Annotated in this window: 25 protein-coding genes; all 25 read right to left on the bottom strand. The window is 41.4% G+C overall.

Annotation, left to right across the window (positions count from 1 at the left end; genetic code table 11):
- Positions 1-10 precede the first annotated feature (10 nt).
- Positions 11-1204 carry a bifunctional glutamate N-acetyltransferase/amino-acid acetyltransferase ArgJ gene (gene argJ / locus K1I80_RS06105; protein WP_223313280.1) on the bottom strand — a complete coding sequence of 398 codons (1194 nt, stop codon included), beginning with the start codon at positions 1202-1204 and terminating at the stop codon, positions 11-13.
- 17 nt (positions 1205-1221) lie between these two features.
- The gene (argC, locus tag K1I80_RS06100) at positions 1222-2244 is read right to left on the bottom strand and encodes an N-acetyl-gamma-glutamyl-phosphate reductase (RefSeq protein WP_223313279.1); all 1023 of its coding nucleotides are present in this window, start codon (positions 2242-2244) and stop codon (positions 1222-1224) included.
- A gap of 241 nt (positions 2245-2485) precedes the next feature.
- Positions 2486-5104, bottom strand: coding sequence for an alanine--tRNA ligase (alaS, locus tag K1I80_RS06095; protein ID WP_223313278.1), 2619 nt, complete (start codon positions 5102-5104; stop codon positions 2486-2488).
- Positions 5105-5142: 38 nt separating this feature from the next.
- Positions 5143-5724, bottom strand: coding sequence for an LURP-one-related/scramblase family protein (locus K1I80_RS06090; protein WP_223313277.1), 582 nt, complete (start codon positions 5722-5724; stop codon positions 5143-5145).
- 140 nt (positions 5725-5864) lie between these two features.
- Complete coding sequence (gene prsA, locus K1I80_RS06085) at positions 5865-6872, bottom strand: peptidylprolyl isomerase PrsA (protein ID WP_002906957.1); 1008 nt, start codon at positions 6870-6872, stop codon at positions 5865-5867.
- Positions 6873-6985: 113 nt separating this feature from the next.
- Positions 6986-7669, bottom strand: a complete 684-nt coding sequence (locus K1I80_RS06080) for an O-methyltransferase (RefSeq protein ID WP_223313276.1) — start codon at positions 7667-7669, stop codon at positions 6986-6988.
- Between the two features lies 1 nt (position 7670).
- Complete coding sequence (gene pepF / locus K1I80_RS06075; protein ID WP_223313275.1) at positions 7671-9473, bottom strand: oligoendopeptidase F; 1803 nt, start codon at positions 9471-9473, stop codon at positions 7671-7673.
- Positions 9474-9635: 162 nt separating this feature from the next.
- Positions 9636-9944 carry a hypothetical protein gene (locus K1I80_RS06070; RefSeq protein WP_002912043.1) on the bottom strand — a complete coding sequence of 103 codons (309 nt, stop codon included), beginning with the start codon at positions 9942-9944 and terminating at the stop codon, positions 9636-9638.
- Positions 9945-9979: 35 nt separating this feature from the next.
- Positions 9980-10354 carry a hypothetical protein gene (locus tag K1I80_RS06065; protein ID WP_002906961.1) on the bottom strand — a complete coding sequence of 125 codons (375 nt, stop codon included), beginning with the start codon at positions 10352-10354 and terminating at the stop codon, positions 9980-9982.
- Positions 10351-11952: an alpha/beta hydrolase family protein gene (locus K1I80_RS06060; RefSeq protein WP_223313273.1), complete on the bottom strand. Its 1602-nt coding sequence runs from the start codon at positions 11950-11952 to the stop codon at positions 10351-10353. The genes K1I80_RS06065 and K1I80_RS06060 overlap by 4 nt, the downstream gene beginning before the upstream one ends.
- A complete protein-coding gene (locus tag K1I80_RS06055) occupies positions 11953-12339 on the bottom strand; it encodes a DUF1310 family protein (protein ID WP_223312671.1) in 387 nt (128 codons plus the stop codon).
- A 167-nt stretch (positions 12340-12506) separates the two neighbouring features.
- On the bottom strand, positions 12507-12893 hold the full coding sequence (locus K1I80_RS06050) for a DUF1310 family protein (protein ID WP_223313272.1): 387 nt from the start codon (positions 12891-12893) through the stop codon (positions 12507-12509).
- A 129-nt stretch (positions 12894-13022) separates the two neighbouring features.
- On the bottom strand, positions 13023-13208 hold the full coding sequence (locus K1I80_RS06045; protein WP_223312672.1) for a hypothetical protein: 186 nt from the start codon (positions 13206-13208) through the stop codon (positions 13023-13025).
- A gap of 1 nt (position 13209) precedes the next feature.
- Positions 13210-13596, bottom strand: coding sequence for a DUF1310 family protein (locus K1I80_RS06040; RefSeq protein WP_009659872.1), 387 nt, complete (start codon positions 13594-13596; stop codon positions 13210-13212).
- Between the two features lie 322 nt (positions 13597-13918).
- The gene (locus tag K1I80_RS06035; RefSeq protein ID WP_223313271.1) at positions 13919-14311 is read right to left on the bottom strand and encodes a DUF1310 family protein; all 393 of its coding nucleotides are present in this window, start codon (positions 14309-14311) and stop codon (positions 13919-13921) included.
- Between the two features lie 153 nt (positions 14312-14464).
- Positions 14465-14872 carry a DUF1310 family protein gene (locus K1I80_RS06030; protein ID WP_223313270.1) on the bottom strand — a complete coding sequence of 136 codons (408 nt, stop codon included), beginning with the start codon at positions 14870-14872 and terminating at the stop codon, positions 14465-14467.
- Between the two features lie 210 nt (positions 14873-15082).
- Positions 15083-15469, bottom strand: coding sequence for a DUF1310 family protein (locus tag K1I80_RS06025; RefSeq protein WP_223313269.1), 387 nt, complete (start codon positions 15467-15469; stop codon positions 15083-15085).
- Positions 15470-15639: 170 nt separating this feature from the next.
- Entirely contained in the window at positions 15640-16590 is a 951-nt protein-coding gene (locus K1I80_RS06020; protein WP_223313268.1) for a competence protein CoiA, read from the bottom strand.
- Positions 16591-16689: 99 nt separating this feature from the next.
- On the bottom strand, positions 16690-18039 hold the full coding sequence (gene celB, locus K1I80_RS06015) for a PTS cellobiose transporter subunit IIC (protein ID WP_125405725.1): 1350 nt from the start codon (positions 18037-18039) through the stop codon (positions 16690-16692).
- A 43-nt stretch (positions 18040-18082) separates the two neighbouring features.
- A complete protein-coding gene (locus K1I80_RS06010; RefSeq protein WP_223312553.1) occupies positions 18083-18586 on the bottom strand; it encodes a hypothetical protein in 504 nt (167 codons plus the stop codon).
- A 9-nt stretch (positions 18587-18595) separates the two neighbouring features.
- A complete protein-coding gene (locus tag K1I80_RS06005) occupies positions 18596-18922 on the bottom strand; it encodes a PTS cellobiose transporter subunit IIA (RefSeq protein ID WP_125330545.1) in 327 nt (108 codons plus the stop codon).
- Positions 18923-18989: 67 nt separating this feature from the next.
- Positions 18990-20981: a BglG family transcription antiterminator gene (locus K1I80_RS06000; protein WP_223312554.1), complete on the bottom strand. Its 1992-nt coding sequence runs from the start codon at positions 20979-20981 to the stop codon at positions 18990-18992.
- A gap of 48 nt (positions 20982-21029) precedes the next feature.
- Complete coding sequence (locus K1I80_RS05995; protein WP_125405717.1) at positions 21030-21344, bottom strand: PTS cellobiose transporter subunit IIB; 315 nt, start codon at positions 21342-21344, stop codon at positions 21030-21032.
- 113 nt (positions 21345-21457) lie between these two features.
- A complete protein-coding gene (locus tag K1I80_RS05990) occupies positions 21458-21697 on the bottom strand; it encodes a SemiSWEET transporter (protein ID WP_125405714.1) in 240 nt (79 codons plus the stop codon).
- Between the two features lie 89 nt (positions 21698-21786).
- Entirely contained in the window at positions 21787-23220 is a 1434-nt protein-coding gene (locus K1I80_RS05985; RefSeq protein ID WP_223312555.1) for a 6-phospho-beta-glucosidase, read from the bottom strand.
- Positions 23221-23307 lie beyond the last annotated feature (87 nt).

Raw genomic sequence — 23307 nt, 5'->3', positions numbered from 1 at the left:
GCATTTCTCCTTAGGTTCTATAGAGGGCATTGATTTTCACATAATCATAGGATAGATCGCAGCCCCAGGCCTGAGCTTCAGCGTCCCCATCGTGTAGGTCAATGGTCAAGGTTAGCAGCTCTCCAGCCATGGCATCACTTGTTTCCTCGGGGTCAAAAGCCACAGGGCTAGAAGCCTGCATAACTGGAATCCCTTCAATCCAAATATCAATATAATCCACCGAGACATCTGCTCCCGCATAGCCGATAGCTGCTAAGATTCGGCCCCAATTGGGATCTTGACCAAAAATAGCCGTTTTGACCAGGCTAGATCCAACGACACTCTTAGCAATCATACGGCCACTCTGTTCATCCTTGGCATGCCGAACATTGACTTCAATCAGCTTAGTTGCTCCTTCGCCATCCTTGGCAATTTTCTTAGCCAAGTCAGCCATAAGATAGCGGAGCATCTTGGAAAACTTTTCAAATTCTTCTGTATCTGGCAGAATTTCTTCGTTTTGTCGGTAGCCGTTCGCCATGACTAGCACCATATCATTGGTTGATGTATCTCCATCCACCGTGATTTGGTTGAAAGTTGACTCTACATGCTGACTGAGAGCCGCTTGTAGGGTATCACTAGAAATATTAGCGTCACAGGTGATAAAGGCCAGCATGGTCGCCATATTCGGATGAATCATGCCCGATCCCTTAGCCACCCCTGCCATAGTCACCAAATCTGAGCCAAACTCTTCTGTGACTACACAGGTCTTGGTGCAAGTATCTGTCGTCAAGATAGCCTCAGCAAAATCTTCTGCCTTGCCACTCACCAGAATCTGTGACAGACCATTTTTCAGAGCATCCATTGGAAGTTGCTCACCGATGACTCCTGTAGAAGCCAGACCTACCAAGTCGGACTCAATCTTCAGCTTTTGAGCAGTCAATCGCTGCATCTCATAGGCAGCGTCCAGTCCCTGCTGGCCTGTACAAGAATTAGCAACACCAGAATTAACCACTATTGCCTGCAATTTCTGGCTCTTTTGGATTGATGCTTTGGTCACTAGAAGCGGAGCAGCGATAACCTTATTAGTAGTATAAACTCCTGCCACACTAGCCGGTACTTCTGAGACAATCCAGCCAAAATCCAACTTCTTTTTCTTAAAGCCAGCGTGTAAACCGTCAGCCGAAAAGCCTAGCGGACTGGCAATCGTTCCATCAATAATCTTCATATTTAACCCTTTCTCATCTAGACATAGGACGGTTGACTGAGCAGGCCATCTGTTTCGGGAAAGCCCAGCATTAGATTCATATTTTGAACCGCCTGACCAGCAGCCCCCTTAATCAAGTTATCCAGCACAGCTACTACCGTTAAAATGTTTGTTACAGGATTATAGTCAAAACCAATATCTGTATAATTAGTACCGACAACCTGGTGCAGACTCGGCAGAGCAGCTTGGATACGGACAAAAGGCTTATCCTGATAGCAATCTTGGTAAATAGCAGTCAGCTCTTCTCGAGTCAAAGGTGTTTTCAACTTACTATAAACTGTCGCCACGATACCACGATTGAGCGGAATAAGGGAAGTTGAAAACTGAATCTGCTGCAATCTCTCATCAAAAAGCTGCAACTGCTGCACAATCTCCGGAATATGCTGATGTTGATTTAACTTGTAAGTCACATAGTTGTCGTGCACATGGACAAAATGGCTGGATGCAGCTGGATTTTTCCCCGCCCCTGTCAAGCCACTCTTGGCATCAACAATAATGGAGTCCAACTCAATAGCCTGAGCCTGCAGCAATGGAATCAAAGCCAACTCTGTAGCCGTCGCATAGCAGCCGGGATTGGCAATAAATCGCTTCCCTCTGACATCTGTAAATTCAGACAGTCCATAAATAAACGCTTTTTGAACATATTCTTCAGCTGGCTCTTTCTGATACCATTTTTTATAAATATTCCCTGGCAAACGATGATCACCAGAAAGGTCAATGACTGGAAATCCCGCTTCTACAAAGTCTTTTGACAAATCTTTAGCTACTCCGCTTGATGTTGCAAAGAAAACAAGATCTGCTCGTCGCATAATTTCCTGACTGTCAAAAACTTCTATTTTCAGGTCGCAAATCCCCTTCAAATGAGGATAAAGCTCTGACACTGGAGACTCCATATCTTGGCTGGCATGAAGGGAAACGACTTCCGCCTGCGGATGTTGCAGTAAAATACGGAGGAGTTCCATACCTGAGTAACCAGTAATTCCTACAATTGAAATTCGCATATTTTTAAAACACCTCCGTATAAATATGCGTTTTATTTTACTCGTATATCTTCCCTTTGTCAAGTGTTTTCTGTATTTTTATGCAATATTTTTGAAAATATCATTATTTATTCTAAAACAATTCATACTTTCTTGCCGAAAAGCGGCCTATTTGCTTCTCATATAGAGAAGTAAGAGAGCTAAGAGTACAAAAAAAGATCTGCCCAAAGAGCAGACCTTTTCATCTATCTGTTATCTAATATTACAACTTCTCAGCAACTGCTGCTAGCAGGTCTGGAATAGCTGATTGCTTGCTGCCACCGGCCATAGCCATGTCTGGCTTACCGCCGCCTCGACCATCTACAATCGGCGCCAATTCCTTAATCAGATTACCAGCATGGATGTCCTTGGTCTTGCTGGCTGCAAGGACATTGACCTTGTCTCCAATTGCTGCGACCAGTACGAGAACATCTGAATAGTCCTTCTGCTTCCAAGTGTCCGCGAAGGTACGTAGGGCACCTGCATCAGACACAGAGACCTGACTAGCGATAAAGCTATGTCCATTTGCTTCTTGAATATTCTTGAAGACTTCACCAGAGGCCGCTGCTGCTGCCTTTTCCTTGAGCTCTGCATTCTCTTTTTGGAGTTGACGCAGCTGCTCTTGCAACGCTTCTACCTTGTGAGGCACTTCCTTGATTTGCGGTGCCTTGAGAGTCGCAGCGATAGCCTTGAGCGCCTCTTCTTCCTCACGGTAGGCTTCAAAAGCTTCCTTGCTGGTGACCGCCAAGATACGGCGAGTTCCAGATCCGATACCCTCTTCTTTGACAACCTTGAAAATGCCGATTTCAGAAGTATTACCTACGTGGGTTCCTCCGCAAAGCTCGACAGAGTAGTCGCCGATGGTTACGACGCGAACTTCTTTACCATATTTTTCGCCAAAGAGTGCCATAGCACCCATTTCCTTAGCCGTGTCAATATCTGTCTCTACTGTCTCTATGGCAAGGGCTTCCCAGATTTTCTCATTGACTTCTTGCTCGATAGCGCGCAGCTCTTCTGCTGTCACCGCTTGGAAATGCGTAAAGTCGAAGCGCAGGAATTCTACTTCGTTCAGAGAGCCTGCCTGGGTTGCATGGTTACCAAGAACATTATGCAGGGCTGCATGCAAGAGGTGAGTTGCCGTGTGGTTTTTCATCACACGATGGCGACGGCTGTGGTCAATTTCCAGTTTATAGCTTTGACCCAGAGCCAGAGGAGCCAAAACTTCTACAGTATGCAGTGGCTGACCATTTGGTGCTTTTTGCACGTCCGTAACTTGCGCTACCAGATTGCCTGCTCCATCAAAGATTTGACCGTGGTCGGCTACCTGACCACCCATTTCTGCGTAGAATGGTGTTTCTGCAAAGATGAGGGCAGCTGTTCCTGTCTCAACTGACTCCACTGCTGCATCATCCGCCACGATAGCAAGGAGTTCAGCAGTCAGCTCTTCTTTTTCGTAATTAAAGACACTCTCTACAGTGATGGCCTGCAGGGTTTCATTTTGCATGCCCATTGATCCACCCTTGACGACAGAAGCACGCGCCCGATCCTGCTGCTCTTTCATAGCCGCTTCAAAGCCAGCTCGGTCCACAGTCATGCCTGCTTCTTCAGCAATTTCTTCAGTCAACTCCAGCGGGAAACCGTAAGTATCGTAGAGTTTGAAGGCATCTTGACCAGCAATAACAGTTTGTCCCTTAGCTTTCAAATCTGCCACAATTGTTTCTGCAAAGTGTTGACCAGAGTGCAGAGTACGAGCAAAAGATTCTTCCTCACTCTTGATAATCTTTTCGATAAAGTCTTGCTTTTCAAGAACTTCTGGGTAGTAGCTTTCCATAATCTTGCCCACAGTTGGAACCAGTTTGTAAAGGAAAGGCTCATTGATACCCAGCTTTTGACCATGCATTGAAGCACGACGAAGCAGACGACGAAGGACATAACCACGGCCTTCATTTCCAGGAAGAGCCCCATCACCAATGGCAAAGGAAAGCGAACGAATATGGTCTGCGATAACCTTGAAACTCATATTGTCGCCATCTTGGTCATAGACCTTGCCAGACAGCTTCTCTACTTCACGAATAATTGGCATGAAGAGGTCAGTCTCAAAGTTGGTCTTAGCCCCTTGGATAACAGCGACCAAACGCTCCAAACCAGCGCCCGTATCAATGTTCTTATGTGGCAATTCCTTGTACTCGCTACGCGGTACAGCAGGGTCTGCGTTGAATTGTGACAAGACGATATTCCAGATTTCGATATAACGGTCGTTTTCAATATCTTCTTCTAAGAGACGGACCCCAATATTTTCTGGATCAAAAGCCTCACCCCGGTCAAAGAAAATCTCTGTATCCGGTCCAGAAGGTCCCGCACCGATTTCCCAGAAATTATCCTCAATCGGAATCAAATGACTGGGCTCAACTCCCATAGCAATCCAGCGGTTGTATGAGTCCTTGTCGTCTGGATAGTAGGTCATGTAGAGCTTGTCTTTGGGAAAATCAAACCACTCTGGGCTTGTCAAAAGCTCATAAGCCCAAGTGATGGCTTCATCACGGAAGTAATCCCCGATAGAGAAGTTCCCCAACATTTCAAACATGGTATGGTGACGCGCAGTCTTCCCCACGTTTTCAATGTCGTTGGTACGGATGGCTTTTTGCGCATTGGTAATTCGAGGATTTTCCGGAATAATAGTTCCATCGAAGTATTTCTTGAGAGTCGCTACACCAGAGTTAATCCAGAGCAAGGTTGGATCGTTGACCGGCACCAAGCTGACAGACGGTTCTACTGCATGACCTTTAGTTGCCCAAAAATCCAGCCACATTTGACGAACCTGAGCACTTGACATTTGTTTCATTTCTTTTTCTCCTTAATTTTTTTCTAAAAATAATTGCATTATGACGACGAACTTTCCAGCATTTCGACATAATCAATAGCGACACAGAGGGAAATCACCAAATCTGAATAAGTCACATCATAGACACTCACCTGATAAGTAGAGGTTAGATGGAAGAGCTCCTTGGTAATCTCTGCAACGACTTGATTGCTGTCATCCAGCAGACGAAAGTTTAAATCCCAGATATTCCCTTCAACTCGAAGACCCAAATTATCAAATTTATATTTATCCCGCAAAAAAGAGAATTTCTTACGGATATAAAAGCTATGCCCGCTGCTGAGTTTGATTTCAAACTGGGGCAGGAGGGTTATAAGGGTCTTGGTAATCTGGCTGACGATTTGTCCCTGACTATCATAGATAGTAAAAGTCTTAGGAATCTGAAAGAAAGAGCCTTCCACTTGGTAATCCACATTTCCTCGATCGTCCTTGATATCAAAGCGTTCGCCGCCTAAGCGAAATTTCTGTTTGACAAGATAGGTTTTCATTACGTTACCTCCAGAGTCAACATAAAAGACAAGTTCCTTGTCCGAAGGGCGAAAAACCGCGGTACCACCTTCATTCAATGAACTTGTCATTCTCATTTCGTATTCTATTTTGCTAGATGAGTAGCATGATTCTCCGTCTCAGATGGCTCGCAGCACCGCCAATTCTCTGAACTAAGAACTTGAAAAATCAATTCTCACCAGTCTTATTATACTTGCTTATTGTCTTTTCGTCAACCTTATTCTGCAGCTGATGAAGAAGCTTCTGCTGAACTGCTTTCAGCTGCTGAGCTAGACTCAGAAGTCTTTGAGCTGCTGGCAGCACTTGATGAAGAAGTTGAAGAACCTGTGGTTTCGATATACTGAGCAAAGATAGATTGGAAAGCACTGTCCTTAACCTTGATGTTGGCATCTTTCAGCTCTTTCGCTACAACGCTTTGGATAAAGCTAGTATCTTTTTCTTTTTGCGCAATGATAATCTTTTTCAGCTTGTCTTTGTAGTCTTTCCAGTTAGAAGATTTCTCTGACTTCTTGACCAGCTTAACAATATAGTAGCTTGCTGAGTACTGTGAATCTGGCACTGTCACAAGGTCTGAAACGCCATTTTCTTCCAAAGCAAAGGCAGCTTTTTTGACAGCATCTGGAACATCAGTAGAGCCAGAGTCAAACTTGATTTCTCCGCCCTTTTCCTTAGTGGCAGCATCGGTAGAGTTTTCCTTAGCGATTTGACTGAAGTCTGCTCCTTCAGCTTTAGCTTTTTCAAGAACTTCCTTACCTTTGTCTTCACTGTCAACCTTGATGATTTGAGCTGTTACTTCTGGCGTGTAGTTTTCAAAGGCAGCCTTGTAATTTTCGTCAGTCAGCTCTTTTTCAGCAGCCTTCTTAACGGCATACTCTACCAGCATATTGGTGCGGATTTGCTCCTTGTAGGCATCTTCGGTCAATCCGTTTTGAGCCAAGACTTGGGCAAAAGCTGTACCGTAAGCCGTTTTAGACTTTTCGAAAGCATCCTTAACGTCCTTGTCTTTGACATCTTTGCCGTATTTTTCTTCAAAGATGTCTTTGATAGCCATCTGCAGCAAGACTTGCTGAGCTGCACCATTGTTTTTCACTTGATCATAGAATTCATTGACAGTAATCGTGTTTCCTTTCATGGTCACGATGTCCTTGCCTTCTGAGTTAGAACATGCTGCTAATACAGCGACTGACAAGAGTGTCACAGCTCCTGCAAATATTTTTTTCTTCATTTTATATTGACTCCTTATTCTTAAAAGTTCACGTTTTCTATTGTAGCACAAATTTGAATTGATATCTTAAATTTTACTAAAAATTTTTGGAAATTAGGAAAAAATCAGAGATGTCAATTTTTTCTAATCATAAGCAGCCCATCTCCTAAGGGAAGCAGACTGGAAGTTAAATCTGGACTGTCCAAAGTTGCGTCAAAAAGACTGTGCAGTCCTCGGTAAATAGCTCGTTGACCACGCTTAATTTCTTCAAAAGGCTTGGCAACATCTCCTCCTTGAAAGACATCATCAATGAGGACCAGGCCACCAGGATTGAGGCGCTTGAGGACTTGGGGCAGAAAGACCACATACTTGGACTTGGCAGAGTCCATAAAGACAAGGTCGTAGGAATCCTCCAGTGTCTCAAGCAGATCCATTGCGTCACCTTCTAGCAGCGTGATTTGCTGACGGCTGTCATATTTAGCAAAATTAGCCTTGGCCAGCTCAATCATCTCTGGATTGCGGTCAATAGTTGTAATCTGAGCCTGAGGAGCATGCTCCGCCATCAAAAGGGCCGAAAAACCAATAGCCGTCCCGATTTCTAAAATCTTCTCTGGCTGGAGACTTTCGAGAAGCAAACGAAAGTAAGCCACTGTCTCATGAGGAATAACGGGCACATTTTCAGCTCTGGCGAAATCCTCCAGCTCCTTGAGTCCACCAGTGACCGGCTGGAGACGCTGTCTCATAAAGTCTACGACTTCTTCTTTGACCACTGGCCGGCGCATATTGGGATTAGAGTTTTGATTATAAGTCTCGACCATCTTATGCTAATCCCAACTTTTCTACCAAGGCTTCAAATTCGTCCAGACGACGCTCAAAGACAGCAAAAGCAGCATTAAGGTAGTCTTCTTTTTCCATATCCACACCTGCTTTTTTGATGACATTGAGCGGATAGTCAGAGTTCCCAGCTTTGAGATAGTCCAGATACTTATCCTTGTCTTCCTGACTGCCATGGACAATCTTTTCAGCCAAGGCAGAAGCCGCTGAAAATCCTGTCGAATATTGGAAAACATAGTAATCATAGTAGAAATGCGGAATCCGAGCCCATTCGTACTGAATCTGCGGATTGTCTTCCTTTTTCAAGCCATAGTATTTCTCGTTTAAGTCTGCATAGAGTGCATTGAGAAACTCGCTGGTCAAAACTTGTCCTTCTTGGTCAGCCTTATGAATTGCATGCTCAAACTCAGCAAACTGGGTTTGACGGAAGACCGTGCCTCGGAAACCATCCAAGAAGTGATTGAGGATAGCAAAGCGGGTAGCATCGTCTTCTACTTCTTCCAAGAGCTTCTCTGTCAGGATATTTTCATTAGTCGTCGAAGCAATCTCAGCTAGGAAGATAGAATAATCCCCGTAAACATAAGGCTGGGTCTCACGGGTGTAGCTGGAATGCATACTGTGGCCTGTCTCATGCACCAAGGTAAAGAGATTGTCCAGCGTGTCCTGCCAGTTAAGCAACATAAAAGCATTGGTATCATAAGAACCGCCTGAGTATGCTCCTGAGCGCTTGCCTTGATTTTCATGAACATCAATCCAGCGCTCTGAGAAAGCTGTCTTCACTCGGCTCAGATAATCCTCACCCAGAATAGCCAGAACTTCCTCAGACTTAGCCAAGGCTTCCTCATAAGTGAACTTGTAGTCTGTCTCTGACAAAGGTGTGTACATATCATACATCTTCAAGTCAGAAATGCCTAAAATCTTCGCTCGCAAAGCGATATAACGCTGCAAGAGAGGCAAATGCTTATTGACAGCTGAAACTAGGCTGTCATAAACACTTTCTGGAATAAAGTCAGCTGACAAGGCTGCTTCACGGGCAGATGAAAACTTGCGGGCTTTCGCATTGTAATTGTGAACCTTGACATTGGTCTGCAGAGTCTTAGCATAGGTATGCTGGTACTGCTCGTAGACGCTGTAGAGAGCCTCATAAGCTTCCTTACGGACCTCTCGGTTCTTAGACTCGACCAGGGTGATATAGTTACCGTGGCTAAGCTGAACTTCATTTCCATCTTCGTCATGCACCATCGGAAAGACGATATCTGCATTATCCAAGATAGCAAAGGTTTCGCCCGCTGCACCAAAAATTTCACCAGCACCAGCCAATAGCTCCTCTTCACGCTGTGTCAGGATGTGAGCTTTCTTTTTCAAAAGCTTGTCAAAATAATGCTGATACTGCTGCAAGGCTGGCTGCTCAGCCAAGAAAGCTTGGTACTGCTCTTCTGTAATCGCCATAAATTCTGGCTCATAGAAAGCAAAGCTTTGACCAAAGTCGCTGTAAAGAGTCATGCCTTTAGCCTGATACTCTTGGTACTTAGCCACACGTGTATCTTGGTCATTCTTCATGTGAGCATAAGAATAAAGCTTTTCAATACGACGCATCAAGTCCAACTGCACTTCAGTCGTTGTTAAGAGACTGTCCGCTGAATCAAGCAAATGCCCAGCCAGACTAGCTGCTTTCTTCACTTCTTCTGAAACCTGCGCCAACTCCGCTTCAAAGGCTTCATCTGTTGGGAAAATGGTACTCAAATCCCAAGTATATTTTTCTTCAATTTCATTTCTTTGTTTTGCCATAAAAAAATCCTCCGACTCCCCTATTCTATCACAAAATTCTACTTTTTATAAAACTCAAGTACCAAAATCACATAGTAGCTAGGCAGACAGACTTAATTAATAAAAAAACTCTTTGAACCTAATTCCTGACCAAAGAAAAATTAGATTCCAAAGAGTTCATTGCTAGATTTCTTCAAATTTCGTACCGCTGTTGTCTATAACGCTTACAACTTTTTTAGAAAATTGCCCTTTCATCGAGCTATCTATCTGATCTGCAGCTACTTTCACACTCTCCTGAACAGTCTTTGCGACATCGGTAAAAAGAGTATCATAATTGCTTTGAAGGCTGCTTTTTTGAGCTAACAAAAGAGGAGCTAAAACATTCGTTATAATTTGCTTTTCTATTGCTTTCCTAATTTCTGTCAAATCGGCTGTTTTAGATGGTGAAAAGTAACTTTTTACTGGTGCTGAAGCTATTTCTGATATAAACATAGACTTTTTCCTTTCCTCTACTCTAAACAGCAGATTTATTTAGAATCACGAAGACGACAATAGCTATCTTCAATTTCCCATTCTAAACGGCGTCTCTGCTTAGAGAATGTTTCCAAAACTTTCTCATCTTTTAAATCAAGATTTTTCAATTCCTCGCTGCTAGCCTCTTCTGCCAACACATCATAGGATTCTATATACTGATTTAAAGCTTGCCATTCGATACTAGTGTCCCTTTCTTGTTTCCGTAAAATAGCAGTCGCCATTTCATACTCTTCTTGTAGCATGTCGGAAAAAGCTTTTTTCTTAGATAGTATGATATCTCGTTCTTTATCAATCTTCAAACGTTCACGCTGAAGTTCTGAGTATAGTTCCTCCATCTCTTTTTCTTTTTTAGCTATATCCTGCTTCATTGATTGATTTGGTTCCATTGCTCAAAATCTCCTGCTAATGTTTGATCCTTAGCCAGCAACAGCTCAATACCAGCTTCAATCTGACCTTGCAAAACTTCAAAGATAGTTAGAAGCATCTGAAATTTAGACAATCGAATATAAAAGTGCTCTTGCAAAGATCCGACCAATGATTGATAATCTGCACCTCCAGCCTGATAGGCTGCAGTCACCTCATCTGGACTAAGACTGAAGCCCTGAGGAACCTTTCCCAACTGCTCTGCTAGCTTTTCCGCTTCGCTAACAACCTGATCTCTAGCCTGCTGCAACGTGTCATAGCCTAGTTTGGTTACATTTACTAAATTTTGAACAGTTGCCTGGGCTTGAACACTATCCAGATAAATCTTTTCATTGCTGCTAAATCCACCCTTAGACAGATACTTCTTCATATTCTGGTAAGGAATCATATTTGCTTTGATAGTATCCTTGATAGTCGTCTTTCCTGTCCCATCCATAAGCACAAAATTTTTATTTTTATCGTAGATATAGCCCTCCATCATATGCTGATCGCCGATTTCTTTTTCGACAGTCGCAATATGGCGTACAATACCAGCAGCATTTTCACTGCCAGATAAGCTGTAGCCTAAGCTGACGATATCCTTATGGTCGATATGATTAAAGATCTTATACTTAGCACTATCCAGTCTTTCCTGCTGTTCCTTGGTTAAGAGAGGATAGATATTGGGGCCATTGTAGATATGGACAGTGCCAATATGGCGCATCTCCTCCTCTGTCAGAGTGGATAGAGCATACTGGATATCCATAGAACCCAAAGAGTGTCCGTAAAGATCAATCTTGGCATTCGGATACTTACGAATGGTTTCCTTAAGATGCTTAGCCGCATCCTTAAACTGAGCCGGAGGAAACTCTTGTGTCTTTTTGAGATAACTAGCAGCTACCATAATATTCGGTGCAGCAATTCCTGTCGTTAAAGTTCCGCCATAAACACCTGTAACATTTGATATAACATTCTTCCTCAGCTCATTGAAGGGATTTTTATTGAGAGAATTAAGGCTCTGCTTCACAGCTTGACCAGCATCTTTATTAAAGATTCCGACTACATTTCCTATGTTATTACTTACGTCTCGATCTGCCTTATCTAGTTCTTCTCGGCTTTTTTGAGTAATCATATTTTTTGAATGACGATAAACAAAAGGGGTAGCATATTCTACTGCACCTGCAGGTCCCAGACGATGAGACGCCGTCACAAAGTCTGTAGGCAGCCAATCCGTAACAGTGTCATGGAGCAACTTAGGAGTATGCGTCTTAGTCTGTGACCCCTGCATCATGACTGTCACATCCTGCACCTGAGCACGCTCAGCATCCGAAGCGGAGTAAGGGACAGCCTCGCGATTCGTTCCACTATTTGTTAGTACATAAACCTGCTCTTCATGGCCATTTACATTATCGTAAATTTGAGAGACGGTGCCTATGTAGCCAACATCACCAACTTTAGCTTTTTTTCCAACAGTTATATCTTCGGCATATTCAAACATAGCAATATCTACATGTTGTCCATCAGTATATCCTGTGCCATCAATAGGATTTAAGTAGCCATCCATTTATACACCTCCAACAAGCTTGTCAAGTTCATCAGATGCAAAATAACTCGCTATTCTATATTCACCCGTCTTTTCTTCTAATACCGTCATACTCATATTTAACTCACGGTCATTATTGAGAACCACATAAACCAACATTCCTCCCATAGGATTGTACTCCAACTTATCCTTTTGAATTTCATAAGATTTAATTTTCCCTTCTGCTGTCAGAGCTTTAGGATCTAGTGCTCTCAACTCATTCTCAATCGCCTTCTTCATCTTTTTACTCTCAGCAATCTGAATCATTTTTTCTTTTTCTGAATGACTGTTTACCATATTACAACCTCCTAAAATCATGCCAGAACTGAGCGTTAGAATACTCAGAAAGATTACATAAATTTTCTTCATGACAGCTCCTTTCGTTTCTCATCCTTGCTAAAGCTGGAGCCTTAGCAAAAATGGGAAACTAGATTTAGATTAATGTTTTATATTGATTATTATACTATTTTTATCGAGAATATGAAAGCGGAATCATCGGAGATTCATAAATATAAAATTCTTTATCATATGTCATGTCATTCTCCCCTCAACTTCTTTGCAAGCTCACCAGAGATTACATATCCTGTATGTTCTAGCTTCCCATCAGACTCTTCCATCAATGTTGTTTTAATAGTTAATTCTGGGTCATCATTGATTATAAGTTCAATGATTAATCCCCCCATAGGATTATATTCTAATTCATCTTTGTTAATTGAATATTCTTTTATAATCCCCTCCTCAGTCAAAGCTTTAGAATCTTCCTGTCTCAGTAATTCTTCTATTGCTCTCTGCGCTTTCTTCCCCTTCGCAATCTGAAGCATTTCTTCTTGTTCTGAACGACTATTTAGCATACTGCAGCCTCCTAAAAACATAGCTGAACTGAGCATAATGATACTCAGAAAGATTACAAAAATTTTCTTCATGACAGCTCCTTTCGCTTCTCATCTTTGGTAAAGCTAATGTCTTAACGAAAATGACAAGCCACATTTAGATTAACGACTTATATTAATTGTTATACTATTTTTCCAAAGAATATGAAGGCGGAATTATTTTTAAAGATTCATAAAGATAAAAATTTGTTCTTCATGGCCATTTACATTGTCGTATACCTGAGAAAGATTACCAATGTATCCATTCTTACCTGCTATTGAATAATTTCTCCTAAATTCTAATTCACGATACTCTACCAAAGCTGCTGCAACATTTTGCTTATCATTGTACTCTGCATTATTAGCCATGTTAATCCTCTTCTAATAACTCACTCAATTCTTGTGGAATACCATATGATACAACTTCATATTCTCCAGTATCTTCTTCCTGAACAGTCATATCAATATTCAAAACTTCATTCCCATTAATAATTATGTAAACATTTAGTCCACCCATGGGATTATAATCTAACTTATCCTTTTGAATTTCATAGGATTTAATCTTTCCTTCTGGTGTCAAAGCTTTAGAATCTAAACCTTTGAGAAAATTTTCCAAGGCTTTCTTCATCTTTTTACTCTCCGCAATCTGAATCATTTCTTCTTTTTCTGACCGACTGTTTAGAATGCTGCAGCTTCCCAGAAGCATAGCTGAGCTAATCGTGATGATAGTCAGAAAGATGAAAAAATATTTCTTCATGATGACTCCTTTCGCTTGTTAGCTTTTCTCAAACTGATGTCCTAATGAAAATGGATTTGGATTAATGTTTTATCTTATCATTGTTATACTATTTTTTATAAGTCTCAAGTACTCCAGTACGGATAAAGAGTTGTAAAGACAAAAACTCGTTCTCCATCACGCTTGATATTTTTATAAATTTGGGAGACGGTGCCTAAATAATCCTCCCATTTACATCATATTCTTTACAACATGCATACTTCCATACTCATATAAATAAGTTCCAACAAGTTGTTTATCTTCATATTCTCTAACATCAACAGGGTTTTTATAATCAGGCGTATTACTTTTCTCCTCTAATTAGCTCGTTAAATTCCGGAGACATGCCATAACCACCCACTTCGTATTCGCCAGTAGTTGAATTTTCTTGAAAAGTCATGTCTAATTCAAACTTCTTATTATCATTAATTATTAAATAGATGTCTAATCCTCCCATCGGATTGAAATCTAATTTATTATTTTCAATTTTATACGTTTTAATCTTCCCTTCTGCTGTCAGAGCTTTAGGATCCAGTTCTCTCAACTCTTTCTCAATCGCCTTCTTCATTTTTGTACTTTCCGCAATCTGGATTATTTCTTCTTTTTCCGACCGACTGCTTGGCATACTGCAGCCTCCTAAAATAATGCCTGAACTGACCGTGATGATACTCAGAAAAATGACAAAAATTTTCTTCATAATGACTCCTTTCGCTTCTCATCTTTGATAAAACCGATGCCTTAACAAAAACGAGAAGGCGAATTTAGATTAATTTTTTATATTAATTATTATACTATTTTTCCAAAGAACATAATAGCGCAATCATTGCTAGGAAGTTATGTAGAAAAAGTCTTATTCTTCATTGCTATTTACATTTTCTTCATCCATTAGTTCTATAAGCTTCAGCGACCACGCAGTTCCATCTCTGTGAAATTTCCCATTTTCATCCTCTGTAATGACATAACCTAGTGTTACTTCTTCGTCACCATTAATGATTAAATCAAACATTAATCCTCCCATTGGGTTCTGAGTTAGTGACTTCTTATCAATTTCATAACTTTTAATTTTCCCTTCAGGTGTTAAAGCTTGAGGATCAATCTTTTTCAGCCCTTCCTCAATAACACTCTTCATCTTTTTACTTTCTGCAATCTGAATCATTTCTTCTTTTTTCGACCGACTGCTTGGCATACTGCACCCTCCTAAAAACATAGCCGAACTAATCGTTATGATACTCAGAAAAGTGACAAAAATTTTCTTCATAATGGCTCCTTTCGTTTCTCTTCTTTGCTCAAACTGATGTCCTAACGAAAATGGGAAACTGGATTTGAATCAATGTTTTATATTATCATTGTTATACTATTTTTTAAAAGTTTCAAGGACTACGCTACGTATAAAGAGTTGTAAAGACAAAAACTCATTCTCTCTCACCCTTAATATTGTCGTAAATTTGGGAAACGGAGCCTATGTATTCTATTTCGCCAATAGGTCACTAAGTTTCCGACTTCTTGAATTTGTAGCAATTTCATAATTACCAGTTGTTGAATCTTCCACTACTGTTACACTTAAACTTAAATTCTTATCTCCGTTAATAAACATTTGAATCATTATCCCTCCCATGGGATTATAATCTAACTTATCCTTTTGAATTTCATAGGATTTAATCTTTCCTTCTGGTGTCAAAGCTTTAGAATCTAAACCTTTGAGAAAATTTTCCAAGGCTTTCTTCATCTTTTTACTCTCCGCAATCTGAATCATTTCTTCTTTTTCTGACCGACTGTTTAGCATACTGCACCCTCCTAAAAGCATAGCCGAGCTGAACGTAATGATAGTCAGAAAAATAACAAAAATTTTCTTCATGATAGCACCTTTCACTTCTCATATTTTCTAAAGCCTACTGGATTAGCACGATTTAGAATTTTTAACTATCTAACTTATTACTTTATTATATTATACAGGATTCTCAAATATTCTAAAACTGAAAGGATAGCTAAAAGTTGATGGCTTCATCAATGAGAAACTAACGATACTTAGCAATTTTCTTTTATCATCTCATAAAAAGCCGGTGAATAAACAATTTGCAGATTTTTTTGCTGGAGATTGGCGTAATAATTCTCAAACTGCTGGTAATAGTCAGTCAGGTCAGTAGTTATCTGACAGAAGGAGGTAGCTTGTATTGGCCGAACCTGTGGATAAAAATCCTCTGCAGTCTTAGTCAAGAGATTATCGCCATTCTGATAGAGCTGGGCCTGCAGCCGCATCCATCTAGGCTGCTGGTAATAAAGCTGACGGCGGATATAATTGCAGATCTGCGGATCTTGCTGGGCCAGAAAGCTGTTCATCTCCTGCTTTTGAAAGGGCAAACGCAAAATATCCAAAAGCTGACTGTGACCAAAGGGAAAGTTCTTGGTCTTGTACTGGACTTTTCCATGCAGATCTTCGTGAATCAGGTATTGGAGACGCAGAACTTGCTTTTCTTGATCCAGCTCCCAAAGATGAAAGCCCATATTTTTACTAAAATAGAGAAAATCCTTCTGCAGTCGAGTTAGGGAATCCTTGAGCCAAAGTTTTCGCCCCAAGAGCCAGAGGACCTGATAGCCATGCTGGCGGTAAGAAAGCGTCCGTTCCTGCAGCCGTTCTATACTTAGAGGACTGCACTGGACTTCAAGCGCCAGTTTTTCATCAACCAGTAGATCAGCAATCTGCTGCAGAACAGGCAAAAAAGCCTCCACCTCAACTTCTTCTGTCTGGACAGCCCAGCGAAAAAGCTCCGCCTTAAGGTTGAGGTGCTCAGCGCTCTCATTTTCCCTGTAAAAGTGGCACTGCTCTAGCGAAACATGCGCAAAATGCGGCTGCATAACCTTCCCTTTTTTAAAACGGACTGCCCCTGAACAAGCTGGGCAGACGAAATCAGCCCCTTTCTCAATCTTCTCCTCCAGTGCATTACACAAAAGCCCCTTATGATTTCTCGCCACAAACATATCCTAGCTCCCTCTAAAATTTCTCTCATTTACTAAAATATTCGCAAAAGAAAAGAGAAACCTCAAAGGAGATTTCTCTTTGTAATTGATAAAACAACATTAGCTAATAGCTGACTCTGCAGCCATTTCCATTTCTTCCTTATGAAGCTTAGTGTCATACATCCGGATAAACGGATACCAAATGACAAAAGCTGCTACAGCACAGATGATTGCAACAATAAATGCTCCTAAACTTCCTCCTGAACCGACATAGGCTCCTAAACCAACTGGAGTTGGCCATGGTGTTTGAGCAATAGCTTTACCAGCGATACCAAGCTGAACAGCCCAGTAGCCAATAGAGGCTGATACAACTGGTGCTAAAATAAATGGAATCGTCAAGATTGGATTATAAACAATTGGAAGACCAAAGATAATTGGCTCATTTATATTAAAGATGGCAGGTCCCATTGATGCTTTCCCAAGCATACGAAGTTGCTCTGATTTAGCACGGAAAGCAATATAAATACATAGAAGTAAAGTTGCCCCAGAACCACCAACAGTTACATAGGAGTTCGTAAATTCACCAGCGAAAGCAATGAATTTTCCGTCAACATTTTGCGCCATGTTAGCCAGTAGGATTGGATTTACCAGTCCCATTACAATATTGGCACCATGAATACCAACAATCCAAAGTGCATGCACTAAAAGGTAAATGATAACAATGCCAAACCAAGTATTTGTAATATGACTTACAAAAGCAAAAGGAACCGCAATAACTTTATAAATATCAGTACCAAACATAATGAAGATACCATTTATGAAAAGTACCACAAATGCAATTACAAAACCCGGAATCAATGCTGTAAAGGAACGAGAAACCCCTTCTGGAACTGCTTCAGGCATTTTTATAACCCAGTTCTTTTTCACACAAAGCTTGTAAAGCTGCACAGCCAAAATAGACATCAAAATAGCTGTAAACATACCTGATGTAGAAAGACGAGTCAGACTATCTCCACCAACAGTCCATCCATTAATTGTTGACTCGCCAGTCACCGCTGAAATAGCGCCTTTAGAAATAGCTAATTCTGGTATGGTTAAAAAATAAGCAAATACCGCCAAAAGTCCACCATTGAGAGGATTGAGATTCAAGCCTTCCTCTTCTACATATATCTTTGTATATTCATAACCGATTACTACCGCAAAGTAGAGAGACAAAATCCCCATTGTACACTTATAGGCTAGTAAGTATAGTGCTTGAATTTTATCAAAAGAATTGGCCCATAAATCAATTATAAATTGTATATTAAAGGCTTGCGGAATAACGCTTAGAACCAAGAAAGCTGACCCTACAATGGTAAAGGGAATACTGGCCATTCCAGCAGCTACGATAGCACGAACAGGACGCCAAGTCGAAACCTTGCCCATAGGTCCCATAAGATATTTTTCTAAAAATGCAAACATTTTATCCATTACATTTCTCCTCTGATATTGATAGACTTAGTATTTTTTCTTACTACTGAAGGCTGGCCATATACTTTTGAATGCGTTGGTACTGTTTATCAGCCTTGTGACTAATGCGATTCAATTTAGCAAGCATTAAAAAGTTTAAAAGGATGCCAACTACAAGAATCATAATTAAAAAGACTTGCGTTGCTGATCTGGCTGTAAAGAAAGGGTATAGCAATGAAAATCTATTCAAAAGAACCAGCAAAATAAGCAGCACATTTAGTGAAAGAGAGATACCATAAAAAAGTTTAGTTAATTTTGCCTCTCTTTGATTTATAGTGTACATTCGCGTCTGCTCCCACATAGCTAGAGCTGCAAAGAGAGCAACTGCCATTGGCAGCATCATAGCCAATCTGGCATTTGAAAGATAGAGCATCAAGGTCCAGTAAAGATTGACAAAAAAGAAAGCAGCTGTCGCATACCGAACGGAAAAGTACCGAGTATAGTACATGGTTTTTAAAGCTGATTCTTTCCTCCTTGCTTCTAATTCTTGTTTTTCCTTATCCGTCATCTTCTTCTCCTAGCTGTTGGTCTCTTCTACCTTACGGTAGAGGTTGAGCATTTCAAGTGCAACTTCGCGCAGGGTCATGGTCGTCATGAGATGATCCTGAGCATGCACCATGATGATTTCAATCCTAATTTCAATTCCGCTAGCATAGTCCTGTAAGAGCTTAGTCTGGGCATGATGAGCTTCCAGCAGAGATTCATTGGAGGTTTCCAGCTTTTCTGCTGCTGCATCATAGCGACCTTCACGCATATCAGCAAAGGCTTCATGGACAATGGTGCGGGCTGTCCCGCTGTGAAGAATAATTTCAAAAGCAGCGACTTGTAACTCTTCTTGGTTCATAGATTCATTCCTTTCTTGAAATCTTGCTAGTCTCAGCAGTTTATCTCAGAAAAAACTGCTCAGATTTTTATTTGATACTTAAGAATATTTGTTTAAATTCTTCAAAGGTCTGACTGGCTCGTATCTGCTGTTGCAGGTCTGGCTCTTCCAGCAAATCAACAATTTTGGAAGTCAAGCTATCCATCCCTTCATTGTCATAGATGGATGGCGAAGCTAGAAAAATCAATCTAATCTCAGGATAATCCTCAGACCAGTTCAGGCCTGACTGGACGATTGCCAGTCCAATCCTGTGCTTCTTTGCGCAAGGCTTGATAGGGTGAGGAACAGCTATAGTATCCGAAAAGACAACGGAACTCATGCGCTCGCGCTGCTCCATCAAGCTGCGCATTTGAGCTGGGAATTCTTCCTCTTCTCCAACTGCCATTTTCTCCAAAAGCTCTGTCAAAGCTTCGTCCTTATCGGCTTGATCCAATACTATAAAGCACTCCGGCGAGAAATAATCGTCAAAGACCGCTTCCAAGTCTGACACTTCCTCTAAGCCCTTAATATCCATCCGACAGCCTTTCGTAGTCTTCAAATTTGCCATCTTCTGCTTGATTTCCTTAATTTCCTCGGGTTTGAGGAAAATACTAACCGTAAAGACGGGCAGTGTAAAGACCAGATTGGACAAGTCGATTGAAGAGATGATAAAGTCGATATTCTTGAGACGTTCATCATTGAGCTCATAGTAACCAATCACATCTACGATGTGAACAAGATTTCCCAACTCGTGGTCAATCCGATTTTTCAGCATCTGAGCAGAACCATAACCAGTTGCACAGATGACGAGAATGTTGAACTTCTGCTTCTCCTTATGTCGCTCCATAGCTGCCATAAAATGCAGAGCAACATAAGCAACCTCATCATCTGGCAACTCCTCGTCACCAAACAAGGGCATGGTCGCCAAAAGGTCCCGTGTCATAGCCAGCACAGGTGCATATTGCTGCTGAATATCTGCCAACAAGGGATTATCCATTCTGACATGATTTTTCAGGCGGATAAGCAAGGTAGAGAGATGGGTGACCAGACCTTCCACCAACTGAAAGTCAGACTGAAAGGCATAATCCCGAAGACCTTCCTCTTCTTCCAGTGCTCTTAAAAGCTGAGCACGCAGCTGCTCCACTATGTCCCCTTTTTCTTGCTTGTCTAGCTTCAAACCAGCCTTGGAAATCAGATGCAGGGTGATATAATCGACCTCTTCTTTGGGAAATTCCAAACCTGTTACCAGATGAATCCGATCCAAAATTCGCTGCGCAATCCGACTTTCCGCACTATAGTCCTTTAGATTGCAGCCATCCAGCTGGTTAATTTGAAAACCTTCACCGATGCGCTTAAGGGACAGCGCGATATGGATGACCAGATTTTGAATGACAAAGTCCGACACTCTCAGCTGGCCTTCACGGCATTCGTCCAACACGATAATAGTCAATTCTTCCAGACTAATCGGCCGGCCAGAAATCTCGATAGCGATATAGTTATGCAATACATGAAAGAAATTATCATGGAAAAAATAATCCATAATAAAGCGACGGATATTGCGCTCGCTGCCTTTGACATAGACACCGCGCTTGGCCTTGCTTTCAATCTGCAAATCGTACTTGTCCAAATCCTGCCGAATCTTCTTGAAGTCCGAAGATAGGGTCGAGCGACTGACAAAGAGTTCGCTGACTAAATCATCGAAATAAACTTCTTCTTGCTCAAACAAGAGCTTGTTCAAGATATAATTATAACGGTCTTCGATGCCTTCCAAATTAGTCTGCGCAGCTTCCATCAAAACCTCAGCTTTGAGAAATTCCTGATAGATTTCTCTATCACTGATTTTCAACTGGTAACCATAGCCCTGTTTAGCTGTGATGGTCCAGCCAGTCTGCTCAGACGTCATAGCCATCAAATTTTTAAGGTAGCTTCTTACTGTACGGTCCGAACAAGATAAGTGGGCAGCCAATTCCTTACTAGTGATGAATTGGTCCCTATTGTCCATCAAATACTGAAGAATGTGTTTTTCCTTTTGATGCAACACACTTCTTCCTCCTTCCGTCTATGATAAGATACTACCTTTATTATACTATCAAATATTTTCCTTAATCAAGTTGGCCATTTTTTCAATACCCATAGGGATAGGAATATAGGCCTGAGGGGGAATTTGGGCGATGGGCTTGCCAACCTTGGCAGCCGCTTCTTCAAACTGCTTATAGTACATTTTGGTCTGCGGACTGATAAGATAGAGATCAAATTCAGCTGCCGCTATAGCCTTACCGCCTTCTGTCGCGCTGATTGCATCCACTTCAATATCATCGCCCTTGCCTTTAAAAAATTCTGTCGTTTTCTTCGCCATAAGTGAAGAAGACATGCCTGCTGCGCAGATAATCAATGCTTTAGCCATAAGAGTTTCTCCTTATAAAGTAATTTTATTGACACTTTTATTATAAATGAAAACGTTGTCAATCTCCATCTTGTTTTTTTCCGTATTGAAACGGAAGTAGTCCCTAAATAGCTTTACTTATATTTTATCTTATATGCTAAAATAATGGCTGATAATATCAGTGATATACTGTTGGCCGAAATTAAAGGTAAATCTTGAATCACCAATCCATGTACCAGCCAAAGACCAATACCAACTACTTGCATGAGATACATACCAAGCGCTATGGATTCGGTATCTTTGGTTTTGATGACCTTAATTACCTGAGGCAAAAAGGCGAAGGTTGTTAAAACTGCTGCAATACTTCCAATCATGTTTTTCTCCTAATTTTTCCAAAAAAAGAGGCGGAAAGCAGCAAACTTGCCATCTCCTCCTCTGTATTTTTTAGTTTTCCTATACTCAACTATAGACTAGCCCCATTTGATGCAATGACTTCCTTATACCAGTTAAAGGACTTCTTCGGTGAGCGTTCATAGGTCCCCTTGCCATCATCATCCTTGTCTACATAGATAAATCCGTATCGTTTGCGCATTTCACCCGTACCTGCTGATACTAGGTCAATACAGCCCCAAGGCGTGTAGCCCATGAGTTCCACACCATCTTCTACTACGGCCTTTTTCATCTCGCGAATATGAGCACCCAGATAGTCAATCCGGTAATCATCATGAACCATACCATCTTCTTCCACTTGGTCAATAGCTCCAAAGCCATTTTCCACAATGAAAAGCGGTAGATGATAATGATCGGTAAACCAATTAAGAGCATAGCGCAGACCTTCTGGGTCAATCTGCCATTCCCATTCAGAAGCCTCGACGAAGTTATTTTTAACCAAGTCTTCAGTCTCTATATAGTCGAAGTAAGGATTATTTTCCCGATGGGAGTCAATAGCAAAGGACATGTAGTAGCTAAAGCCAATATAGTCAACAGTGCCCGCCAGCAAGTCTTCCTGATCCTGCTCGCTAAAGTCCACCTTAATTCCCTTTCTTTCCCAGTATTTGAGAATATGCTCAGGATATCGACCAAAGACATGCACATCTGTAAAGTAATAGCGCTTCTGCATAGCTTTCATAGCCATGAGAATATCCTTGGGATTACAAGTAGCTGGATAAATAGGACACATGGCAATCATACAACCGATTTGGAAGTCAGGATTGATCTCATGGCCGACCTTAACAGCACGCGCTGAAGCCACTAGTTCATAGTGGGCAGCCTGGTACATAATTGCTTCGCGATCATCGCCTTCCTTGTAGACAATCCCAGAGTTGGTGAAGGGAGCAAAATCTTCCTGATAATTAGCTTGATTATTGATTTCATTGAAAGTCATCCAGTATTTGACTTTATCCTTATAACGCTCAAAAACAACTTCTGCAAAACGGACAAAGAAGTCAATCACCTGACGGTTTTTCCAACCTCCATACTCGGTTACTAGATGATAAGGCATTTCAAAGTGAGACAAAGTGATAACAGGCTCAATACCATACTTGAGGCATTCATCAAAAAGGTCGTCATAAAATTGCAGACCGGCTTCATTAGGCTCCATTTCATCCCCTTTAGGGAAAATCCGCGTCCAGGCAATAGAAGTCCGGAAACACTTGAAGCCCATCTCTGCAAAAAGAGCAATATCTCCCTTGTAACGATGATAAAAATCAATGGCCTCGTGGTTAGGATAGTACTTGCCTTCTAGGACGCCCGGCGTTATTTCTCGAGGCACTCCATGACGAGCCGCGGTCATAACATCAGCCACGCTGATCCCCTTCCCACCTTCTTTCCAGCCGCCTTCCAATTGGTGGGCAGCAACAGCTCCACCCCAGAGAAATCCATCTTTAAATGTTGACATTCTGCATTTCCTCCTGATATTTGATACTACAATTATAAGCCAAGAAAGCGCTTTTTTGAATAGCGAGAATTTCCACAGCGAAGCGGA

Source organism: Streptococcus sanguinis (assembly GCF_019929225.1).
GTDB classification, from domain to species: Bacteria; Bacillota; Bacilli; order Lactobacillales; family Streptococcaceae; genus Streptococcus; species Streptococcus sanguinis_J.
This window is presented reverse-complemented; position numbering and strand designations above follow the sequence as displayed.